We start from the raw sequence: 17,948 nt of genomic DNA on the forward strand, positions 1-17,948 counted from the left end.
GGATAATTATATGAAAAATAAAATGTTTTATCGTGTTATCGGTGCAACTGTCGGATTAGCACTCTCCGCCTCCTTCGCCGCACCTGCAATTGCTGATGGTACGCAGATGCATAAACCTAAAGTCGCGCTGGTCATGAAATCACTGGCAAACGAGTTTTTCCTGACAATGGAGACAGGTGCAAAAGATTATCAGAAAAAAAATGCAGACAAATTTGACTTGATTTCTAACGGAATCAAGAACGAAACGGATACAGCAAATCAAATTCAGATCGTAGAGCAAATGATCGTCTCTAAAGCTGATGCCATCATCATTGCACCATCAGACTCTAAAGCACTCCTGCCCGTAATTAAGAAAGCGATTGATGCGGGAATAATTGTTATTAACATTGATAATAAATTTGATGATGGCGTACTTAAAGATAAAAACTTAAACATTCCTTTTGTTGGCCCGGATAACCAAAAAGGTGCAAAAGATATTGGTGACTATTTAGCAAAACACCTTAAACCGGGCGATCAGGTCGGTATTATCGAGGGTATTCCAACCTCCAGCAACTCTCAGCAGCGTACTCTTGGGTTCCAGAATGCAATGGCTCAGGGTGGAATGAAAGTGGTTTCTGTTCAATCTGGTCAATGGGAAATTAACAACGCTAATGCGGTTGCCGCTGCAATGTTAAGCGAATATCCCGATATCAAAGCGCTGTTAGCAGATAACGACAATATGGCATTAGGTGCCGTTTCCGCGATTCGTTCAGCAGGAAAGAAAGGACAGGTTATGGTGGTTGGCTATGACAATATTGAAGCGATTAAGCCGATGTTGAATGATGGCCGCGTATTAGCGACAGCGGATCAATTTGCATCCCAGCAAGCGGTATTTGGCATTGATGCCGCACTTGACGCGCTCAAAAATGGCAAAAAACAGAGTGAGTTATCCAGCAACGTTGAAACACCAATAAAACTTATTGTTAAACAATAAGCTAATAACAGTACGCCGCTGTGATATTGCAACGACACGGGTATCACAGCAGCTTACCGGATAGGGTCAGAATATGAAAAGTGGGCAAGAGATCCTCGCAATACAGGGAATAGGTAAAACCTATAATGAACCCGTCCTGGTGGATGTGACACTAGCGTTATATCCAGGAAAAGTATTAGCGCTGACGGGGGAAAACGGTGCCGGAAAAAGTACCTTATCAAAAATCATTGGGGGACTGACTAGCACAACCGCCGGACAGATGATTTATCAGGGTCAACCTTACGCACCAGCCAGCAGGAAAGAGGCTGAAAAATTGGGTGTTCGCATGGTGATGCAGGAACTCAATTTACTCCCTACGCTATCGGTGGCAGAGAATCTATTTCTCGAACAGCTCCCTCACCGATTTGGCTGGATTGATCGTAAAAAGTTAGAGGAAATGGCTCGCCCCGTCATGGCAATGGTTGGACTGCAATCAATCGACCCGAATACTCTGGTGGGTGAATTAGGTATCGGCCATCAGCAAATGATTGAAATCGCCAGAAACTTAATAGGTGAAAGCCGAGTACTTATTCTGGACGAACCGACAGCCATGCTCAGTAGCCGCGAGGTTGAATTATTATTTAAACAGATAGCACTATTCAAAGCCCGTGGCGTTTCAATAATTTACATCTCTCACCGACTGGATGAGCTGGCAATAATTGCGGATGACATTGCGGTACTGCGAGATGGCCATTTGGTTTGCGTAGACGAGATCAAACACTTTACCAGCGATCAAATTGTTTCCCTGATGGTCGGACGCGATTTGGAAAGTTCATTTGATTTAAGCGGCCGCCAAACTGGACGGCCCATTCTGAAAGTAGAAAATTTCAAGCGGGGGAAAATTATTCGGGATACCTCATTTACGTTGTACAGTGGTGAAGTATTAGGTATTAGCGGTCTGGTTGGCTCCGGTCGAACTGAACTTCTGCGTGCTATTTTTGGCGCGGATAAAATTGATAGTGGCACACTACAGACTGGCAACCCATTAAAACCTATAGTAATTCACTCTCCTGCAGATGCCATTCGACACGGTATTGCATTAGTCACAGAAGACCGTAAAGGTGAAGGCCTTTTATTACCCCAATCAGTTGCAGCTAATATTTCACTGGGCAACAGCGATAAAATAAGCCATCTGTCGGTCGTTAATACTTTGAGCGAAACGACGTTAGCGAACAAACACATTAAAAGTTTAGGTGTCCGTACAACCAACACTTTGCAGGCCGTGGAGAGTTTATCCGGTGGCAATCAGCAAAAAGTGCTAATTAGCCGTTGGCTGGAACGAGATTGCGAGGTTGTCTTATTTGATGAGCCCACTCGCGGTATTGATGTCGGCGCAAAACAAGATATCTACCAATTATTGAATATGTTAACGGCAAAGGGAAAAGGCGTTGTTGTCGTTTCCAGTGACCTTCGCGAACTCATGCTCGTTTGCGATCGTATTGCGGTAATTTCCGATGGAAAGTTAGTGAACACATTTTCGCGGGAAGACTGGAGCCAGGATCGAATTTTAGCAGCAGCATTTTCTGCATATCAGCATGCAGAAAAGACTTCCAGCGAATAGCCGGGGATAAAAAATGAAGAACAACTTAGCGACAAAACAAGCGGCAGCAGAGAAAAGAAACGCCCAGTCGTCATGGACAGGACTAAGTAGCTACATCGGGTTACTCGGGGCATTATTAGCGATGATCGTACTCTTTTCATGCCTCAGTACGCATTTCCTGAGTATGAACACTTTTAGTACTATTGCGAATCAAATCCCTGACTTAATCGTTATGTCGGTGGGGATGACATTTATATTAATTATTGCCGGTATCGATCTTTCTGTGGGGTCGCTACTGGCTCTTGCCGCTGCAGTGGTAAGCGTTACCTATTTAAATTTCCATTGGACGCCGTGGCTAGCAGCTCTTTCTGGTATAGCACTCGCAACATTGGTTGGTGCGCTAACAGGCTTGATTACTGTGGCCTGGCGTATTCCGGCATTTATCGTCTCTCTTGGGGTGCTGGAAATGGCGCGTGGCGCAGCATACCAGTTGACTGATTCGCGGACAGCTTATATCGGTTCTATTTATGACTATCTGGCCGACCCGATTTTCTTCGGTGTCTCCCCTTCTTTTATTATTGCGATCGTAGTCATTATTGTCGGGCATTTAGTATTAACCAGAACTGTATTTGGCCGCCATTTGATTGGCATTGGTACAAATGAAGAGGCCGTACGATTATCAGGCATAAATCCAGGCCCTTATAAGATTGCTGTATTTGCACTTATGGGGGGATTATCCGGTCTGGCTTCACTGTTTCAGGTGGCACGTCTTGAGGCCGCAGACCCGAATAGCGGCGTTGGCATGGAGCTACAGGTTATTGCTGCTGTCGTGATTGGCGGCACAAGCTTGATGGGAGGACGAGGTTCAATTATTTGTACTTTCCTTGGCGCGTTAATTATTTCCGTTCTGGCAGCAGGGCTGGCGCAAGTTGGCGCAAGCGAGCCCACAAAACGCTTCATAACAGGTGCAGTTATTATTGTTGCAGTAGTACTTGATACCTACCGTAGCCACCTAAATAAAAAATAATCGACATGGTTACCCGGCACTATCGGGTAACCATAAGTCTGCTATAAACCAAGCGCGGTCCCCACCAGCAACCAGATATTCAGCGCGACCACCAGCACAACAATCATCCAGCCAACATATTTAACCCAAACCGTGTTAACCAAATCTCCCATTAATGTACCGTTACTGGTGAATATCAGGAGTGGTACCAGCGCCAGCGCGATACCAAAGCTCAGCAATACCTGACTCATGACCAGAATACGAGTGGGATCCAGTCCCATAAGAATTACAATAAACGACGGCATCATGGTAACCGTACGACGAACCCACAGCGGAATGTGAAAACGAATAAACCCCTGCATCACCACCTGCCCCGCCAGCGTGCCGACAACCGTTGAGGAAAGCCCCGCCGCCACCAGGCTGAGACCAAATACCGTCGCCGCCGCATGACTCAACAACGGCTCCAGAGTCAGATAGGCCTGGTCTAGATCGGTAATGCCGGTATGACCACTGAAGTGAAAGGCCGCAGCGGCGGTGGCCATCATCGCCAGATTGACAAACCCGGCAATGGTCATGGCGATGGCCACATCCCATTTGGTTGCCGCGTAGCGCTGTTGCCGTGTGCCGCCATGCAGATGCTGGGTTAAAGAAGAGTGCAGGTAAATCACGTGCGGCATAATGGTTGCACCGAGTACACCTGCCGCCAAAAAGACCGCTTCAGAGTTCGGCAGGCTGGGAATTATCATACCCTTACTCAGCTGCGCCAGATTCGGCCGCGAGAAAATCAGCTCGACAATATACGCTGCGGCAACAAACAACAGTAAGCCTCCAATCACCTTTTCCAGCGGTTTTTGCCCACGACGTTGCAGCATCAGGATTAAAAATGTGGCGATACCGGTCAGCACCGCCCCCTGCAACAGCGAAACGCCGAGGATCAGCTTAAAGCCAATCGCGGCACCGATAAACTCGGCAAGATCGGTCGCCATAGCAATGATTTCAGCCTGCACCCAGTAAAACCACACTACCGGGCGCGGGTAGTGATCGCGAATTTGCTCGGCGAGGTTTTTACCGGTGGCAATCCCCAGCTTGGCCGACAATACCTGAATCAGCATTGCCATCAGGTTTGCCCAGACGACGACCCACAGCAGTTTATAGCCAAAACTGGCCCCGGCCTGGATATTGGTGGCAAAGTTACCAGGATCGATATACCCGATAGCCGCGATGAATGCAGGCCCCATTAACGCAAGTTTCAACTTGCGTGCTGCCCGTCCACTGCTTGTCTCAACGCGATCGTTCGTCATTTTCGTGCCTCAAAAACATAGCCTTTGCTATGTTTCAAACTACGCCAATTGAGAATGATTATCAAATTCTTTTTGATGGATAAAAATGATTTCTTTGATAGTGCTGGTCTATAAATAGATCGGGGACCTGGAAATACCGATGAGATGTTTAATTAATGTTATGAGATTAGCACAATGACATAACTTTTCACTTCCATACTAAACATCACGGAAGTGTATTACCGATCACTAATTTTGAATCTCGTCACAGGTCCTTATTATAGTGTGTGTTTGATCTCGTTTTCTTTGGTGTTGTTACATAGAATGTGCAAGGAAATTAAACCTGCCTCATGTTTGGAGCAAATATGGACCGCGTTCTTCATTTTGTCCTGGCCCTTGCCGTGGTTGCGGTACTCGCACTGCTGGCAAGCAGTGACCGTAAACAAATTCGCATTCGTTATGTTATTCAATTACTTGTTATCGAAGTGTTACTGGCGTGGTTCTTCCTGAACTCTGACGTCGGGCTGGGCTTCGTGAAAGGCTTTTCCGAGATGTTTGAAAAACTGCTCGGATTTGCTAATGAAGGGACAAACTTTGTCTTCGGCAGCATGAACGATAAAGGTCTGGCATTCTTCTTCCTGAAAGTACTGTGCCCAATCGTCTTCATTTCCGCCCTGATCGGTATTCTGCAACATATCCGCGTTCTGCCTGTTATCATCCGTGCCATTGGATTCCTGTTATCCAAAGTCAACGGTATGGGCAAGCTGGAATCCTTCAACGCAGTCAGCTCGCTGATCCTGGGTCAGTCTGAGAACTTTATTGCCTATAAAGATATTCTCGGCAAAATGTCACGCAACCGCATGTACACCATGGCAGCGACGGCGATGTCCACCGTTTCCATGTCCATCGTCGGTGCGTACATGACCATGCTGGAACCAAAATACGTTGTTGCCGCATTGGTTCTGAACATGTTCAGCACCTTTATTGTACTGTCGCTGATCAACCCTTACCGCGTAGATGCCAGCGAAGAAAATATCCAGATGTCCAACCTGCACGAAGGACAGAGCTTCTTTGAAATGCTGGGTGAGTACATTCTGGCAGGCTTTAAAGTCGCGATTATCGTGGCAGCAATGCTGATCGGTTTCATCGCGCTGATTGCCGCGCTGAACGCCCTGTTTGCCACCGTAACCGGCTGGTTTGGCTACAGCATCTCCTTCCAGGGTATCCTGGGCTACATCTTCTACCCGGTTGCATGGGTGATGGGTGTGCCGTCCAGTGAAGCGCTGCAGGTGGGTAGTATCATGGCGACTAAATTGGTTTCCAACGAATTTGTGGCAATGATGGACCTGCAGAAAATCGCGTCTACGCTCTCTCCACGCGCGGAAGGTATTCTGTCTGTGTTCCTGGTCTCCTTCGCTAACTTCTCTTCCATCGGTATCATCGCAGGCGCAATCAAAGGCCTGAACGAAGAGCAAGGCAACGTGGTGTCCCGCTTTGGTCTGAAGCTGGTATACGGCTCTACGCTGGTGAGCATACTGTCCGCGTCCATCGCAGCACTGGTGTTGTAAGACAATATTGTAGCAATCGCAGTGACAAGGCCGGGGAGATACTCCCCGGTTTTTTTATGTCTGTCATTTGGCAATCTGAACAGAGAAACCAGAGAAACCAGAGAATCAGGCAGGAAGTGAAAACAAAAAACCCCCGCTTTTCAGCGAGGGTCTTAATTTTGGTGGAGCTAAGCGGGATCGAACCGCTGACCTCCTGCATGCCATGCAGGCGCTCTCCCAGCTGAGCTATAGCCCCACGATGCCTTTACGTACCAAATTTAGTGGGATTAAATTTGGTGGAGCTAAGCGGGATCGAACCGCTGACCTCTTGCATGCCATGCAAGCGCTCTCCCAGCTGAGCTATAGCCCCGTCACGTAAAGCTTGTCGAGTTGACGGGCGGCATAATATGAATTCCCTTCGCGCGTGTCAACGGCAAAATTAACTCCCTGAATTCAATCGCTGAAAAAGCAGGCAAATGAAGAACATTGCGCAACAACTCGCATTCAGTAGTTAAACGCGTCACGGTTTCTAGTAAAATGGTGCTATAAACTGAACCACTAATTAACCCCACGACTACTCAGGGAATCGTTATGTTCAAGGAACGGATGACGCCAGAAGAGCTTGCTAATCTGACCGGTTACAGCCGACAGACCATCAATAAATGGGTACGCAAGGAAGGCTGGGCTACGTCACCAAAACCAGGCGTTCAGGGCGGAAAGGCCCGTCTGGTTCACGTCACCGAACAAGTTCGCGAATACATCCGCAGTGCAGAACGTCCAGCTGAAGGTTTATCAGATAACTTTTCTTTAGCTGGCGACTCTTCTATTGAAACACTGCTAATCACCCTCGCGAAAGAAATGACGCCAGCAGAACAGAAAATGTTTACATCGCTGATCCTGCGTGAAGGCATTACCGGTTTGTTACAACGCTTAGGGATCCGCGACAGCAAATAATATGAAAAAATTACGCAGCAAAATGACCACCGAAGAGCTGGCTGAATGTCTCGGAGTAGCTAAACAAACGGTCAATCGTTGGATCAGAGAACAAAACTGGAAAACCGAAAAATTTCCCGGTGTGAAAGGTGGTCGCGCAAGGCTTATTCATATTGATGCTGGCGTACGGGAATTTATTCTCAATATTCCTGCTTTTCGCAAAACCCCTGAGTTTTATCAGGCTGAAGAACCCGTTGCCGAATATACGCACGTTGTCCGCAGTCACGCCTGCCGTCAGATAATCAGCACATTGGATAACATGTCACCGGCGGAACAGGAAAAACTGGCGCTGTTTCTTTCGCGTGAAGGTATCCGCAGTTTTCTCATCCGTTTGGGCATTGATGAGTCAGAATAAATACCAAAAAAAACGGCAGGATGCGCTCCTGCCGTTTTGTTGTCTCTCAGACTGTCTTACTGCTGATTTTCACGCTCAGCAATAAACGCCAGCGCTTTGTTAATACGTTCAATGCTGCGGGATTTACCAATCGCATGTACCGTAACGTCTAACGCCGGAGACTGGCCTGCACCGGTAACCGCAACACGCAGCGGCATACCGACTTTGCCCATACCTACTTCCAGCTCATCAGCGGTAGACTGAATGGCCTGGTGCACATTTTCAGCAGTCCATTCGGCAATGGCGGCGATTTTATCTCGCACAACTTCCAGCGGCTGACGCGCAACCGGACGCAGGTGTTTCTTCGCAGCGTCAGCATCAAACTCTGCAAAATCTTCATAGAAATAGCGGCAGCTCTGCGCCATCTCTTTCAGCGTTTTGCAACGCTCACCCAGCAGTTTAACCAGCTCACACAGCTGTGGGCCGTTACGGGTGTCGATGTTCTCCTGTTCAATATGCCACTGTAAATGCGTCGCGACATATTCCGGGGCCAGAGAGTTGATGTAGTGGTGGTTCAGCCACTGCAGTTTTTCAGTATTGAATGCGCTCGCAGATTTGCTTACCGCGCCGAGAGAGAACAGCTTGATCATCTCTTCACGGGTGAAGATTTCCTGATCGCCGCTGGACCAGCCCAGACGCACCAGATAGTTCAGCAGCGCTTCCGGCAGGTAGCCGTCGTCGCGGTACTGCATGACGCTGACCGCACCGTGACGTTTGGACAGTTTTTTACCGTCGTCGCCATTGATCATCGACACGTGCGCGTAAACCGGCACCGGCGCATTCAGCGCTTTCAGGATATTGATCTGACGCGGGGTGTTGTTGATATGGTCTTCACCACGAATAACGTGGGTAATTTCCATATCCCAATCATCAACCACAACGCAGAAGTTATAGGTCGGGGAACCGTCGGTACGACGAATGATCAGATCGTCCAGCTCCTGGTTGCTGAATTCGATCGGCCCACGGATTTGATCGTCAAAAATAACGGAACCGTCCTGCGGGTTGGCGAAACGCACCACGCAAGGTTCGTCGTCGGCGTGATGTTCGTGACCGTGGCGGCAGCGACCGTCATAACGCGGCTTCTCGCCTTTCGCCATCTGATCTTCACGCAGCTGTTCCAGACGCTCTTTGGAGCAATAGCATTTATACGCTGTACCCGCTTCCAGCATCTCATCAATAACGGCATTGTAACGATCAAAACGTTTGGTCTGGAAGTACGGACCTTCATCCCACTCCAGATTCAGCCAGTTCATGCCATCCATAATGGCTTCGATAGCTTCCGGCGTGGAGCGTTCGAGATCGGTGTCTTCAATACGCAGCACAAACTCACCGCTATGGTTACGTGCAAAAAGCCAGGAATAAAGAGCAGTACGCGCACCGCCGACGTGCAGATAACCTGTCGGGCTAGGCGCGAAGCGAGTTTTGATTTTCATGAAATGGCCTTACGTTTATAAAGATGCCGACAACCGGCAAATCCTGGGAAGATTATCAGGCACGTATTCTATCACCGTGGTCTGATTCCTCAATGTTGTTCAGGTTGGAACATCACGCTTTGCCATTTTCGTATACAAATCATGCCGCATGGATGGTTTTGCGATCGTTTTGCTTAAATTTACGACGAACGAACAATTTCTTTAGAAAATGCGTTGACTCATTTTCAACTCTCCCTATAATGCGACTCCACACAGCGGGGGTGATTAGCTCAGCTGGGAGAGCACCTCCCTTACAAGGAGGGGGTCGGCGGTTCGAACCCGTCATCACCCACCAACTACTTTATGTAGTCTCCGCCGTGTAGAACAGAAAATTGAGAAGTGGGTGATTAGCTCAGCTGGGAGAGCACCTCCCTTACAAGGAGGGGGTCGGCGGTTCGATCCCGTCATCACCCACCACTTTCTCGCCAGCTGGATTTTCTGTCAAAATATGAAGTACCGAAGTGGGTGATTAGCTCAGCTGGGAGAGCACCTCCCTTACAAGGAGGGGGTCGGCGGTTCGATCCCGTCATCACCCACCACTTCGGGGCGTTAGCTCAGTTGGTAGAGCAGTTGACTTTTAATCAATTGGTCGCAGGTTCGAATCCTGCACGCCCCACCAATGTAAAAAGGTGCCCTAAAGGCGCCTTTTTGCTATGCACGGAATTCAAAGATTCGAACCTGCAGCAGGTTCGGGTCGAACGCAGTGAGACAACGGAGCCGTTCACGGCGACGGCCCGAAGGGCGAGCGAAGCGAGTCATCCTGCACGCCCCACCAATGTAAAAAGGCGCCCTAAAGGCGCCTTTTTGCTATGCGCGGAATTCAAAGATTCGAACCTGTAGCAGGTTCGGGTCGAACGCAGTGAGACAACGGAGCCGTTCACGGCGACGGCCCGAAGGGCGAGCGAAGCGAGTCATCCTGCACGCCCCACCAATGTAAAAAGGCGCCCTAAAGGCGCCTTTTTGCTATGTGTAGAATTTAACTATTCAGCCATTCTCAGTCTGAAGCGCTGCGCTTATCAGGCCTACGGTCTACGTCGTTATAGGCCGGATAAGGCATCAGTCACCATCCGGCACACATTACATCGTCAACGCCCCAACCAGTTTCTCCAGCGCAGGTGTCGCCTGTTGTTGGTCATACACAATATACAAATCAGCAGGAATGCGTTCTTCCAGCGGGCGAAATACTACGCCAGGCCAGTTCATCTGCGCATAGCTATCTGCAATTAGCGTAATACCAATCCCCATGCTGATCATCGCCAGCACCGTTTGGGGCTCCCTCACCTCACGAATAATCATCGGTGAAAATCCGGCGCTCTGGCACACACGCTGCAAAAATGCCCAGTCAGTATGAATGGAAGGCATCGTGACAAAATATTCATTACGCAGCGCTTCCAGCGATACGGATTCACAGGCGGTAAGAGGGTGTTCTTCAGGCATGGCAACCAAAAAAGAGGATTCATGCAGGCGCAAGCTGGTAAATCCGGGCGAGGGTGCTGTCGCCATCCGCCAAATCCCCGCATCCAGCTCACGCCGCTCCAACAGCGTCATCTGCATTGCCGGCATGTTTTCACGAAACAGCACCTCAACGTTCGGGTTCTCTTTCAAAAAACGGCGCATCACCGGGCGCATTTTTCCCCACATCGCCGTGCCTATCACGCCCAGCTCAACCCGCCCTGCTTCACCACGGCCAATCTGCTCCACGCGTGCCAGCGCCTGATTAGCGTTGGATAACAGACGACGTGACTCTTCCATCAGGATTTTCCCAGCGTGGGTTAACGTCACACTGCGGGAATGCCGGATAAATAACAGCGTGCCGAGCTGCTGTTCCAGCTCTTTGATATGAATGCTCAGCGGGGGTTGTGACATATTCAGGCGAGCAGCCGCGCGTCCAAAATGCAGTTCTTCTGCGACAGCCAGAAAATAACGCAGTAACTTCAGATCGATACGGTGCGTACGTTCCATGGATAATGCGCTCCAGCGGGGAAGGATAATGCGCAAAGTTACCACATTGCATCGCAGAACATAAAACGGCGGGCAACATTCGCCCGCCGTAAGTAAGGATTAATGCGCCAGCGACTTCTGCACGGACCTTTCCGGCTCATGCTTGTATTTGAAGAACAGCGCAAAAATGACGGCCAACGCCAGCGCATAAGCCGCAAACACCAGCCAGATGGTTTGCCAGTCCTTCACGCCATCGACGGAGAAATAGTCCACCGCCATGCCGCTCAGGATTGAACCTACCCACGCCCCGACGCCGTTCACCATGGTCATAAACAGCCCCTGTGCGCTGGCGCGAATGTTGGAGCTGACCTCCTGCTCGACGAACACCGATCCGGATATATTGAAGAAATCAAACGCGCAGCCGTAAACGATCATCGACATCAGTAACAGCACAAAGCCAAACGGTGACGGATCGCCAAACGCAAAGAAACCAAAGCGCAGCGTCCACGCCAGCATGCTCATCAGCATCACCGTTTTGATGCCAAAGCGTTTGAGGAAGAACGGAATGGTGAGAATGAAGCCCACTTCCGCCATCTGCGATACCGACAGCAAAATAGAGGGATACTTCACGACAAAGCTGCCTGCAAATTCAGGGTTACGGGCAAAATCATGCAGGAACGGATTACCAAAGACGTTGGTGATTTGCAGCACCGCCCCCAGCATCATGGCAAACAGAAAGAATATCGCCATACGCGGATTTTTAAACAGCACAAACGCATCCAGCCCCAGTTTACCGGCAAGCGTGGTCGCCACTTTCTTCTCGGCGACCGGAATTTTCGGCAAGGTAAACGCATACATCGCCAGCATTAACGAGGCGCCAGAGGCGATATACAGCTGGGCGCTACTCAGCTCCAGTCCCATCAGGCTCACCGTCCACATGGCCACAATAAAACCGATGGTGCCAAACACGCGAATCGGCGGGAAGGCCGTGACCGGATCCTGGCCGGATTGCGCCAGGCAGGAGTATGAGACGCTGTTCGACAACGCAATCGTCGGCATATAGGCCATGGCGTTAATCAACATCACCCAAAACATGGTATCTGCATCGGTAACAGTGGTGGCATACAGCAGCACACCCGCGCACACCAGATGACATAGCATGTAGGCGCGTTCGGCACGCAACCATTTGTCAGCGATGATCCCCATAATCCCAGGCATAATAATCGCTGCCAGTCCCTTTGAGCTGTAAACCATGCCAACGTTCGCGCCTGTAAAATGCAGGGTGTTGATCATGTAAGAACCCAGGGTCACCAGCCAGCTTCCCCAGATAAAATATTGCAAAAACGACATGAGCTTTAAGCGAGAGGCGATACCCATTTTTCCGTTCCTTGCCAAAAAAGTAAGACCCCGCAAGCGGGGTCAGTTATCGTTTTTATTCAGGCCAGTTTGCGCAAGAAGCCGCAGATCAGATTGATGAAGTTCTGTCGGGAGAGTTCCGCCGCCGCCAGTGTCTGCGCATGGGATAATTTCACATCTCCCAGCCCTTCTGCCAGGTTGGTGATGGCAGAGACCGCAACCACCTTCAATTCACAGTGACGTGCAGCGATGACTTCAGGCACCACCGACATACCGACCACATCACCGCCAATAATCTGCATCATGCGAATTTCTGCCGCCGTCTCAAAGTTCGGTCCTGGATAGGAGACAAAAACGCCTTCGCTCAGCGGGAACCCTTCTTCTTTCGCCACGGTTTGCAGGATCGCACGGTAGTCTGCATCGTAGGCATTCGCCAACGAGAAGAAGCGCTCACCAAAACGCTCGTCATTGAGCCCGACCATTGGTGTGCCCGGCATCGTATTAATGTGATCGCTGAGCGCTACCAGGCTGCCCGGACCGACTTCAGGACGTAAAGAGCCCGCCGCGTTGGTGCAAAATAGCAGTTCGCAGCCCAGCAGTTTCAGGGTACGAATAGCATCGGTCATCACCGTCATACCGCGACCTTCGTAGAAGTGTCCGCGCCCTTTCATGCAGGCCACAGGAACGCCAGCCAGATTCCCCAGCACCAGTTCACCCGCATGTCCGTGTACGGTGCTAACCGGGAACCCCGGCAGCTTCTCGTAAGAGATCGCCACCGCATCCTCGATTTGCTCGGCTAATGCGCCCAGCCCGGAGCCGAGAATAAATGCCACGCGTGGGGTGAAGTCAGGTTTATAACCACGAATGATATCGGCGCTATACCAGGGATTCTGAGAGAAAAGAGTGTGGCTCATGAGATGTCCTTAAACTAAGTAATCGAAATAACGTAGCGTACCCCGATGTTATAACGAGACTACGCAATCGATTACCAATACAGTTTCTCCCGTCGTTCGATAGTAAATCGGTATCGATGAGTTGCGCTAAACCAGCCCAACTTCACATTATTCTCCTGCCAGAAATGGCATAGGCGGTTGCATTTATATCTGATAGAGCGGATCGCGTGCACGTTCGGCGGTTAACTCACCGGCCTGCGTACGCACCACGTCCCACAGCGCCTGAGCAGCGGTCGATAAAGAGCGATTTTTACGTCGAGCCAGCATCAGCTGTCGTTCAACCACCGGCGTCAGGCGTTTGACCTGCAAGTGGTTGCCCTGCGGCAGGGGGAGCGCCAGCGCAGGCAGTACGCTGATACCAATCCCCGCTTCGACCATCGGAAAGAGCGTTGCCGGGTGGCCTATCTCCTGCACAATGTTGGCATCAATGGAGAAATGGGCCAGCGCCGCATCAATCAGCGGTCGGCTACCGGAGGCGTAATCCTGCAACACCAGACGTTCATGCAGGAGATCCTGCCAGTTAACCCACTCCCGCTCGGCTAAAGGGTGATCCTGCCGACACAGCAGCAGGAAGGGTTCTGACAGCACCGCTTCGCACTGCAGGTCCGTTGCCGCACCAGGATCGATAACTATGCCGAAATCCACTTCCCCCTGACGAATACTTTCCAGTACCCACTGCTGCGGCCTGTCATGCAGGACAAAATCGATCGCGGGGTACAGCGCGTTACTTTGAGCAATACACTGTGGAATAAGGTGGGCGGAGATCGTCTGACTAGCCGCCACACGTACCGTACCGGTGAGCTGCGTGCCAACCTGTCCGGCTTCGCGCAACGTGCTGTGCAGCTCATCCAGGATACGCTCAAGGCGTGCTGCCAGTTGTTGTCCGGCTTCGGTCAGCACCACTTCTCGGGTGGTCCTGTCCAACAGACGCACGCCCGTCTGCCCTTCCAGCTCTTTTACGCTGTGGCTGACCGCCGACTGGCTTAAGCCGATGATGTCTCCCGCCCGACTAAAACTTTTGGCCTGAGCGACGGTGACAAAGATACGCAATTGACGCAGAGAGTAATTCATCTATTTAATTCATATATGGATGCAATAAATCAATTTTATTTCTCAAATGGAAAAACGCAAACTAGTACGACCGAATTCCAGGAGCTTTTATGAAACTTTTTCGTATCCTCGATCCGTTCACGCTGACGCTGATTACCGTCGTGTTACTGGCCTCTTTTTTTCCCGCCGAGGGCGGATTTGTCCCTTTCTTTGAAGGGTTAACCACCGCAGCGATTGCCCTGCTATTTTTTATGCACGGGGCAAAACTCTCGCGAGAAGCCATTATTGCCGGCGGTAGCCACTGGCGGTTGCATCTGTGGGTGATGTGCAGCACCTTTGTCGTCTTCCCGGTGCTGGGCGTGCTGTTTGCCTGGTGGGCACCGGTTAACGTCGATCCGATGCTATACACTGGTTTCCTGTACCTGTGCATTTTGCCTGCTACTGTGCAGTCAGCTATCGCCTTCACGTCGCTGGCGGGAGGTAACGTGGCCGCCGCCGTATGCTCCGCCTCCGCCTCCAGCCTGTTGGGTATTTTTCTCTCACCGCTATTGGTCGGTCTGGTGATGAATATGCATGGCGCAGAAGGCAGCCTTGAGCAGGTGGGTAAAATCATGCTGCAGTTGCTGTTGCCGTTCGTGCTGGGGCATCTTTCACGCCCGTGGATTGGTAACTGGGTGTCACGACATAAAAAATGGATCGCCAAAACAGACCAGTCGTCGATTCTGCTGGTGGTTTATTCTGCCTTCAGCGAAGCCGTGGTGAATGGGATCTGGCACAAAGTCGGGGTGGGTTCACTGCTGTTTATCGTGGTAGTCAGTATCGTACTGCTGGCTATCGTGATCGGGATAAATGTCTTTGTGGCGCGTAAGTGCGGCTTCAATAAGGCCGATGAAATTACCATTGTATTCTGCGGGTCGAAAAAGAGCCTGGCGAACGGGATCCCCATGGCAAACATTCTGTTCCCAACGTCGGTGATCGGCATGATGGTACTGCCGTTGATGATCTTCCATCAAATCCAGCTGATGGTTTGTGCGGTGCTGGCACGTCGCTATAAGCGACAGACAGACGCCTTGCAGGCGCAGCAGCCAGGCCGCGCCGCCAAGGTTTAAAGCGGGCGTTTCAGGGGCTGAACCAGCTGTGTCAGCCCCTCGGTTTTAATCAGCAGCGTAATTTGCATCAACTCGCCCAGTTTGCCCGGTGGAAATTCATCCTTACGGGCAAACCACAGCAGATACTCTTCCGGCACGTCAATCAACCGACGCCCTTTATATTTGCCAAAGGGCATGACGGTATTGGCGATGTCAATCAGCTGCTCTTTTTCCATCTCAGGCGCCCAGTAAGCGGATCATCTCCGCTTCATCAATCACAGCGATACCCAGCTCCTGGGCTTTGGCAAGCTTGGAGCCAGCGGCTTCACCGGCAATCACCAGATCGGTTTTCTTCGACACGCTGCCCGCCACTTTCGCCCCCAGTTCTGTCAACCGGGCTTTAGCGTCATCGCGCGACATCTGGCTCAGGCTTCCCGTCAGTACCACCGTTTTCCCGGCAAACGGGCTGTCGATCTCTTCGACGTTGATGACCACCGGCGCAGGCCAGTGAATACCCTGTGCCAGCAGCTGTCCAATCACCTCACGGTTACTCTCTTCAGCGAAGAAGTTAAACACGTGAGTGGCCACCACAATGCCGACATCAGGGACTTTTTGCAGCTCTTCAATGGACGCCGCTTCCAGCGCCTCAAGGGTGCCAAAATGCGCCGCCAGACCTGCGGCCGTGGCTTCTCCCACCTCGCGAATACCCAGCGCATAGAGAAAGCGAGCGAACGTGGTTTGTTTGGCTTTTTCCAGCGCATTGACCACGTTTTGTGCCGATTTCGGCCCCATGCGATCCAGCCCCGTCAACTTACCAGCCGTTAACTGGAACAGGTCGGCAGGCGTATGGACATACTCTTTCTCGACCAGTTGATCGATAATCTTATCGCCCATGCCGTCCACATCCAGCGCACGACGAGAAACAAAATGTTTGAGGGATTCTTTACGCTGCGCGCCGCAAATAAGACCACCGGTACAGCGGGTAACGACTTCACCTTCCACACGCTCGACGTCAGAACCACACACCGGGCAATGGGTTGGGAAGACGATTTCACGCGTCTCTTCGGGGCGCTCGGAAAGCACCACGTTCACCACCTGCGGGATCACATCACCCGCGCGGCGAATCACCACCTTGTCACCAATGCGCAAACCCAGACGATCGATTTCATCAGCGTTGTGCAGCGTGGCGTTACTGACCAGCACCCCCGCCACCTGTACCGGCTCCAGGCGAGCGACGGGCGTAATCGCCCCAGTACGTCCGACCTGAAACTCAACATCGCGCACAAAGGTCATCTGTTCCTGCGCCGGGAACTTAAACGCCACCGCCCAGCGCGGCGCACGGGCCACAAACCCCAACTGCTCCTGCAGCGCCAGCGAGTTGACCTTAATCACCACACCGTCAATGTCGAAGCCGAGCGTCGGTCGGTCTGCTTCAACCTGATGATAGTAAGCAAGGACTTCCTCCGGAGAGTCGCACAGTGTGACTCTGTCGCTGACCGGAAGGCCCCACGCTTTGAATTGCAGTAAACGGCCCAGATGGGTGTCCGGCAGTTCACCACCTTCCAGCACGCCGACGCCATAACAGAAGAAAGTTAGCGGTCGCTTTGCCGTGATACGCGGATCGAGCTGGCGTAATGAACCGGCTGCTGCGTTACGTGGGTTAGCAAACACTTTATTGCCGGTACGACGCGCGTCTTCATTAATTTTTTCAAAACCGGCCTGCGGCAAAAAGACTTCGCCACGGACTTCCAGACGCGTTGGAATATTGTCGCCGCGCAACTTGAGCGGGATCGCGCGAATGGTACGCACATTCGAGGTAATGTCCTCACCGGTCGTGCCATCACCGCGCGTTGCCGCACTTACCAGCACGCCATTTTCATACAGAATGCTGACCGCCAGACCGTCCAGCTTCAGTTCACAGCACCAGGTTAGCTTATCCGTACTCTTCAGCCGGTCCTGTACGCGTTTATTGAACGCGAGAAAGCTCTCTTCATCAAACACGTTATCCAGCGACAGCATGGGCACTTCATGGCGTATCTGGCTGAAGGACGCCAGCGGAGCCGCACCGACGCGTTGCGTCGGCGAGTCGGGCGTAATCAGATCCGGGTGCTGCGATTCCAGTTCACGCAGTTCGCGCATCAGGCGATCATATTCCGCATCGGGAATGTCCGGCGCGTCCATCACATGGTAAAGATACTCATGATGGCGAAGCGTGGTTCGCAGTTCTGTCAGTTGTTGTTCGATTGATTCCATATCGCACCATCAATGATAAAAAACCCCCGACAGGCGGGGGTTCAGAAAGGGGATGTCACGCCA

The 17,948-nt window shown here is 51.3% G+C and carries 15 protein-coding genes, 6 tRNA genes and 2 other RNA genes; 13 read left to right on the forward strand and 10 right to left on the reverse strand.

What is annotated here, in order from left to right:
- The first annotated feature begins 10 nt into the window (after positions 1–10).
- The 3 genes from IMQ48_RS13450 to IMQ48_RS13460 all read left to right on the forward strand — a co-directional run bounded on the left by IMQ48_RS13450 (position 11) and on the right by IMQ48_RS13460 (position 3,579).
- Complete coding sequence (locus IMQ48_RS13450; protein ID WP_196209437.1) at positions 11–973, forward strand: sugar ABC transporter substrate-binding protein; 963 nt, start codon at positions 11–13, stop codon at positions 971–973.
- 73 nt (positions 974–1,046) lie between these two features.
- The gene (locus tag IMQ48_RS13455; protein WP_196209438.1) at positions 1,047–2,573 is read left to right on the forward strand and encodes a sugar ABC transporter ATP-binding protein; all 1,527 of its coding nucleotides are present in this window, start codon (positions 1,047–1,049) and stop codon (positions 2,571–2,573) included.
- 13 nt (positions 2,574–2,586) lie between these two features.
- On the forward strand, positions 2,587–3,579 hold the full coding sequence (locus tag IMQ48_RS13460; RefSeq protein WP_181617526.1) for an ABC transporter permease: 993 nt from the start codon (positions 2,587–2,589) through the stop codon (positions 3,577–3,579).
- Positions 3,580–3,620: 41 nt separating this feature from the next.
- Here IMQ48_RS13460 and IMQ48_RS13465 read toward each other — a convergent pair whose 3' ends face one another.
- Positions 3,621–4,859 (reverse strand): Nramp family divalent metal transporter, encoded by a 1,239-nt coding sequence (locus IMQ48_RS13465; RefSeq protein WP_196209439.1) that lies wholly within the window; start codon positions 4,857–4,859, stop codon positions 3,621–3,623.
- A gap of 344 nt (positions 4,860–5,203) precedes the next feature.
- Here IMQ48_RS13465 and nupC point away from each other — a divergent pair, with 344 nt between their 5' ends.
- On the forward strand, positions 5,204–6,406 hold the full coding sequence (nupC, locus tag IMQ48_RS13470) for a nucleoside permease NupC (protein WP_196209440.1): 1,203 nt from the start codon (positions 5,204–5,206) through the stop codon (positions 6,404–6,406).
- 159 nt (positions 6,407–6,565) lie between these two features.
- Here the strand turns inward: nupC and IMQ48_RS13475 are convergent.
- Positions 6,566–6,641 (reverse strand) — tRNA-Ala (locus tag IMQ48_RS13475).
- Between the two features lie 38 nt (positions 6,642–6,679).
- Positions 6,680–6,755, reverse strand: a tRNA-Ala gene (locus IMQ48_RS13480).
- Positions 6,756–6,976: 221 nt separating this feature from the next.
- On the opposite strand from IMQ48_RS13480, the gene IMQ48_RS13485 reads away from it, so the two are divergent.
- Positions 6,977–7,339: a YfeC-like transcriptional regulator gene (locus IMQ48_RS13485; protein ID WP_196209441.1), complete on the forward strand. Its 363-nt coding sequence runs from the start codon at positions 6,977–6,979 to the stop codon at positions 7,337–7,339.
- 1 nt (position 7,340) lies between these two features.
- Entirely contained in the window at positions 7,341–7,733 is a 393-nt protein-coding gene (locus tag IMQ48_RS13490) for a YfeC-like transcriptional regulator (protein ID WP_196209442.1), read from the forward strand.
- 56 nt (positions 7,734–7,789) lie between these two features.
- Here the strand turns inward: IMQ48_RS13490 and gltX are convergent, their stop codons facing one another.
- The gene (gltX, locus tag IMQ48_RS13495; protein WP_196209443.1) at positions 7,790–9,205 is read right to left on the reverse strand and encodes a glutamate--tRNA ligase; all 1,416 of its coding nucleotides are present in this window, start codon (positions 9,203–9,205) and stop codon (positions 7,790–7,792) included.
- Between the two features lie 258 nt (positions 9,206–9,463).
- On the opposite strand from gltX, the gene IMQ48_RS13500 reads away from it, so the two are divergent.
- From IMQ48_RS13500 to IMQ48_RS13525, 6 genes are all read left to right on the forward strand, one after another.
- Positions 9,464–9,539, forward strand: a tRNA-Val gene (locus IMQ48_RS13500).
- Between the two features lie 46 nt (positions 9,540–9,585).
- Positions 9,586–9,661: transfer RNA gene (locus IMQ48_RS13505), tRNA-Val, on the forward strand.
- 46 nt (positions 9,662–9,707) lie between these two features.
- A tRNA-Val gene (locus IMQ48_RS13510) sits at positions 9,708–9,783 on the forward strand.
- Positions 9,784–9,787: 4 nt separating this feature from the next.
- Positions 9,788–9,863, forward strand: a tRNA-Lys gene (locus IMQ48_RS13515).
- A gap of 22 nt (positions 9,864–9,885) precedes the next feature.
- Positions 9,886–10,019: non-coding RNA, RtT sRNA (locus IMQ48_RS13520), on the forward strand.
- A 22-nt stretch (positions 10,020–10,041) separates the two neighbouring features.
- Positions 10,042–10,175, forward strand: a non-coding RNA gene (locus IMQ48_RS13525) — RtT sRNA.
- Between the two features lie 146 nt (positions 10,176–10,321).
- On the opposite strand, the gene IMQ48_RS13530 is transcribed toward IMQ48_RS13525, so the two are convergent.
- The 4 genes from IMQ48_RS13530 to IMQ48_RS13545 form a co-directional block, all read right to left on the reverse strand.
- Complete coding sequence (locus IMQ48_RS13530; RefSeq protein ID WP_196209444.1) at positions 10,322–11,206, reverse strand: LysR family transcriptional regulator; 885 nt, start codon at positions 11,204–11,206, stop codon at positions 10,322–10,324.
- A 99-nt stretch (positions 11,207–11,305) separates the two neighbouring features.
- Positions 11,306–12,562, reverse strand: coding sequence for a nucleoside permease (locus IMQ48_RS13535; RefSeq protein ID WP_196209445.1), 1,257 nt, complete (start codon positions 12,560–12,562; stop codon positions 11,306–11,308).
- Between the two features lie 59 nt (positions 12,563–12,621).
- Entirely contained in the window at positions 12,622–13,455 is an 834-nt protein-coding gene (xapA, locus tag IMQ48_RS13540; protein ID WP_096756261.1) for a xanthosine phosphorylase, read from the reverse strand.
- Positions 13,456–13,638: 183 nt separating this feature from the next.
- A complete protein-coding gene (locus IMQ48_RS13545) occupies positions 13,639–14,565 on the reverse strand; it encodes a LysR family transcriptional regulator (protein WP_196209446.1) in 927 nt (308 codons plus the stop codon).
- An 89-nt stretch (positions 14,566–14,654) separates the two neighbouring features.
- Between IMQ48_RS13545 and IMQ48_RS13550 the strand changes: the two genes are divergently transcribed.
- Positions 14,655–15,653, forward strand: a complete 999-nt coding sequence (locus IMQ48_RS13550; protein ID WP_196209447.1) for a bile acid:sodium symporter family protein — start codon at positions 14,655–14,657, stop codon at positions 15,651–15,653.
- Here the strand turns inward: IMQ48_RS13550 and IMQ48_RS13555 are convergent.
- Entirely contained in the window at positions 15,650–15,868 is a 219-nt protein-coding gene (locus tag IMQ48_RS13555) for a DUF3820 family protein (RefSeq protein WP_045445890.1), read from the reverse strand. The genes IMQ48_RS13550 and IMQ48_RS13555 overlap by 4 nt on opposite strands.
- Position 15,869: 1 nt before the next feature.
- Positions 15,870–17,885: an NAD-dependent DNA ligase LigA gene (gene ligA, locus IMQ48_RS13560; protein ID WP_196209448.1), complete on the reverse strand. Its 2,016-nt coding sequence runs from the start codon at positions 17,883–17,885 to the stop codon at positions 15,870–15,872.
- Positions 17,886–17,948: the final 63 nt, after the last annotated feature.

The organism is Citrobacter sp. Res13-Sevr-PEB04-36, assembly GCF_015672735.1.
In the GTDB taxonomy this organism is placed as follows: Bacteria; Pseudomonadota; Gammaproteobacteria; order Enterobacterales; family Enterobacteriaceae; genus Citrobacter.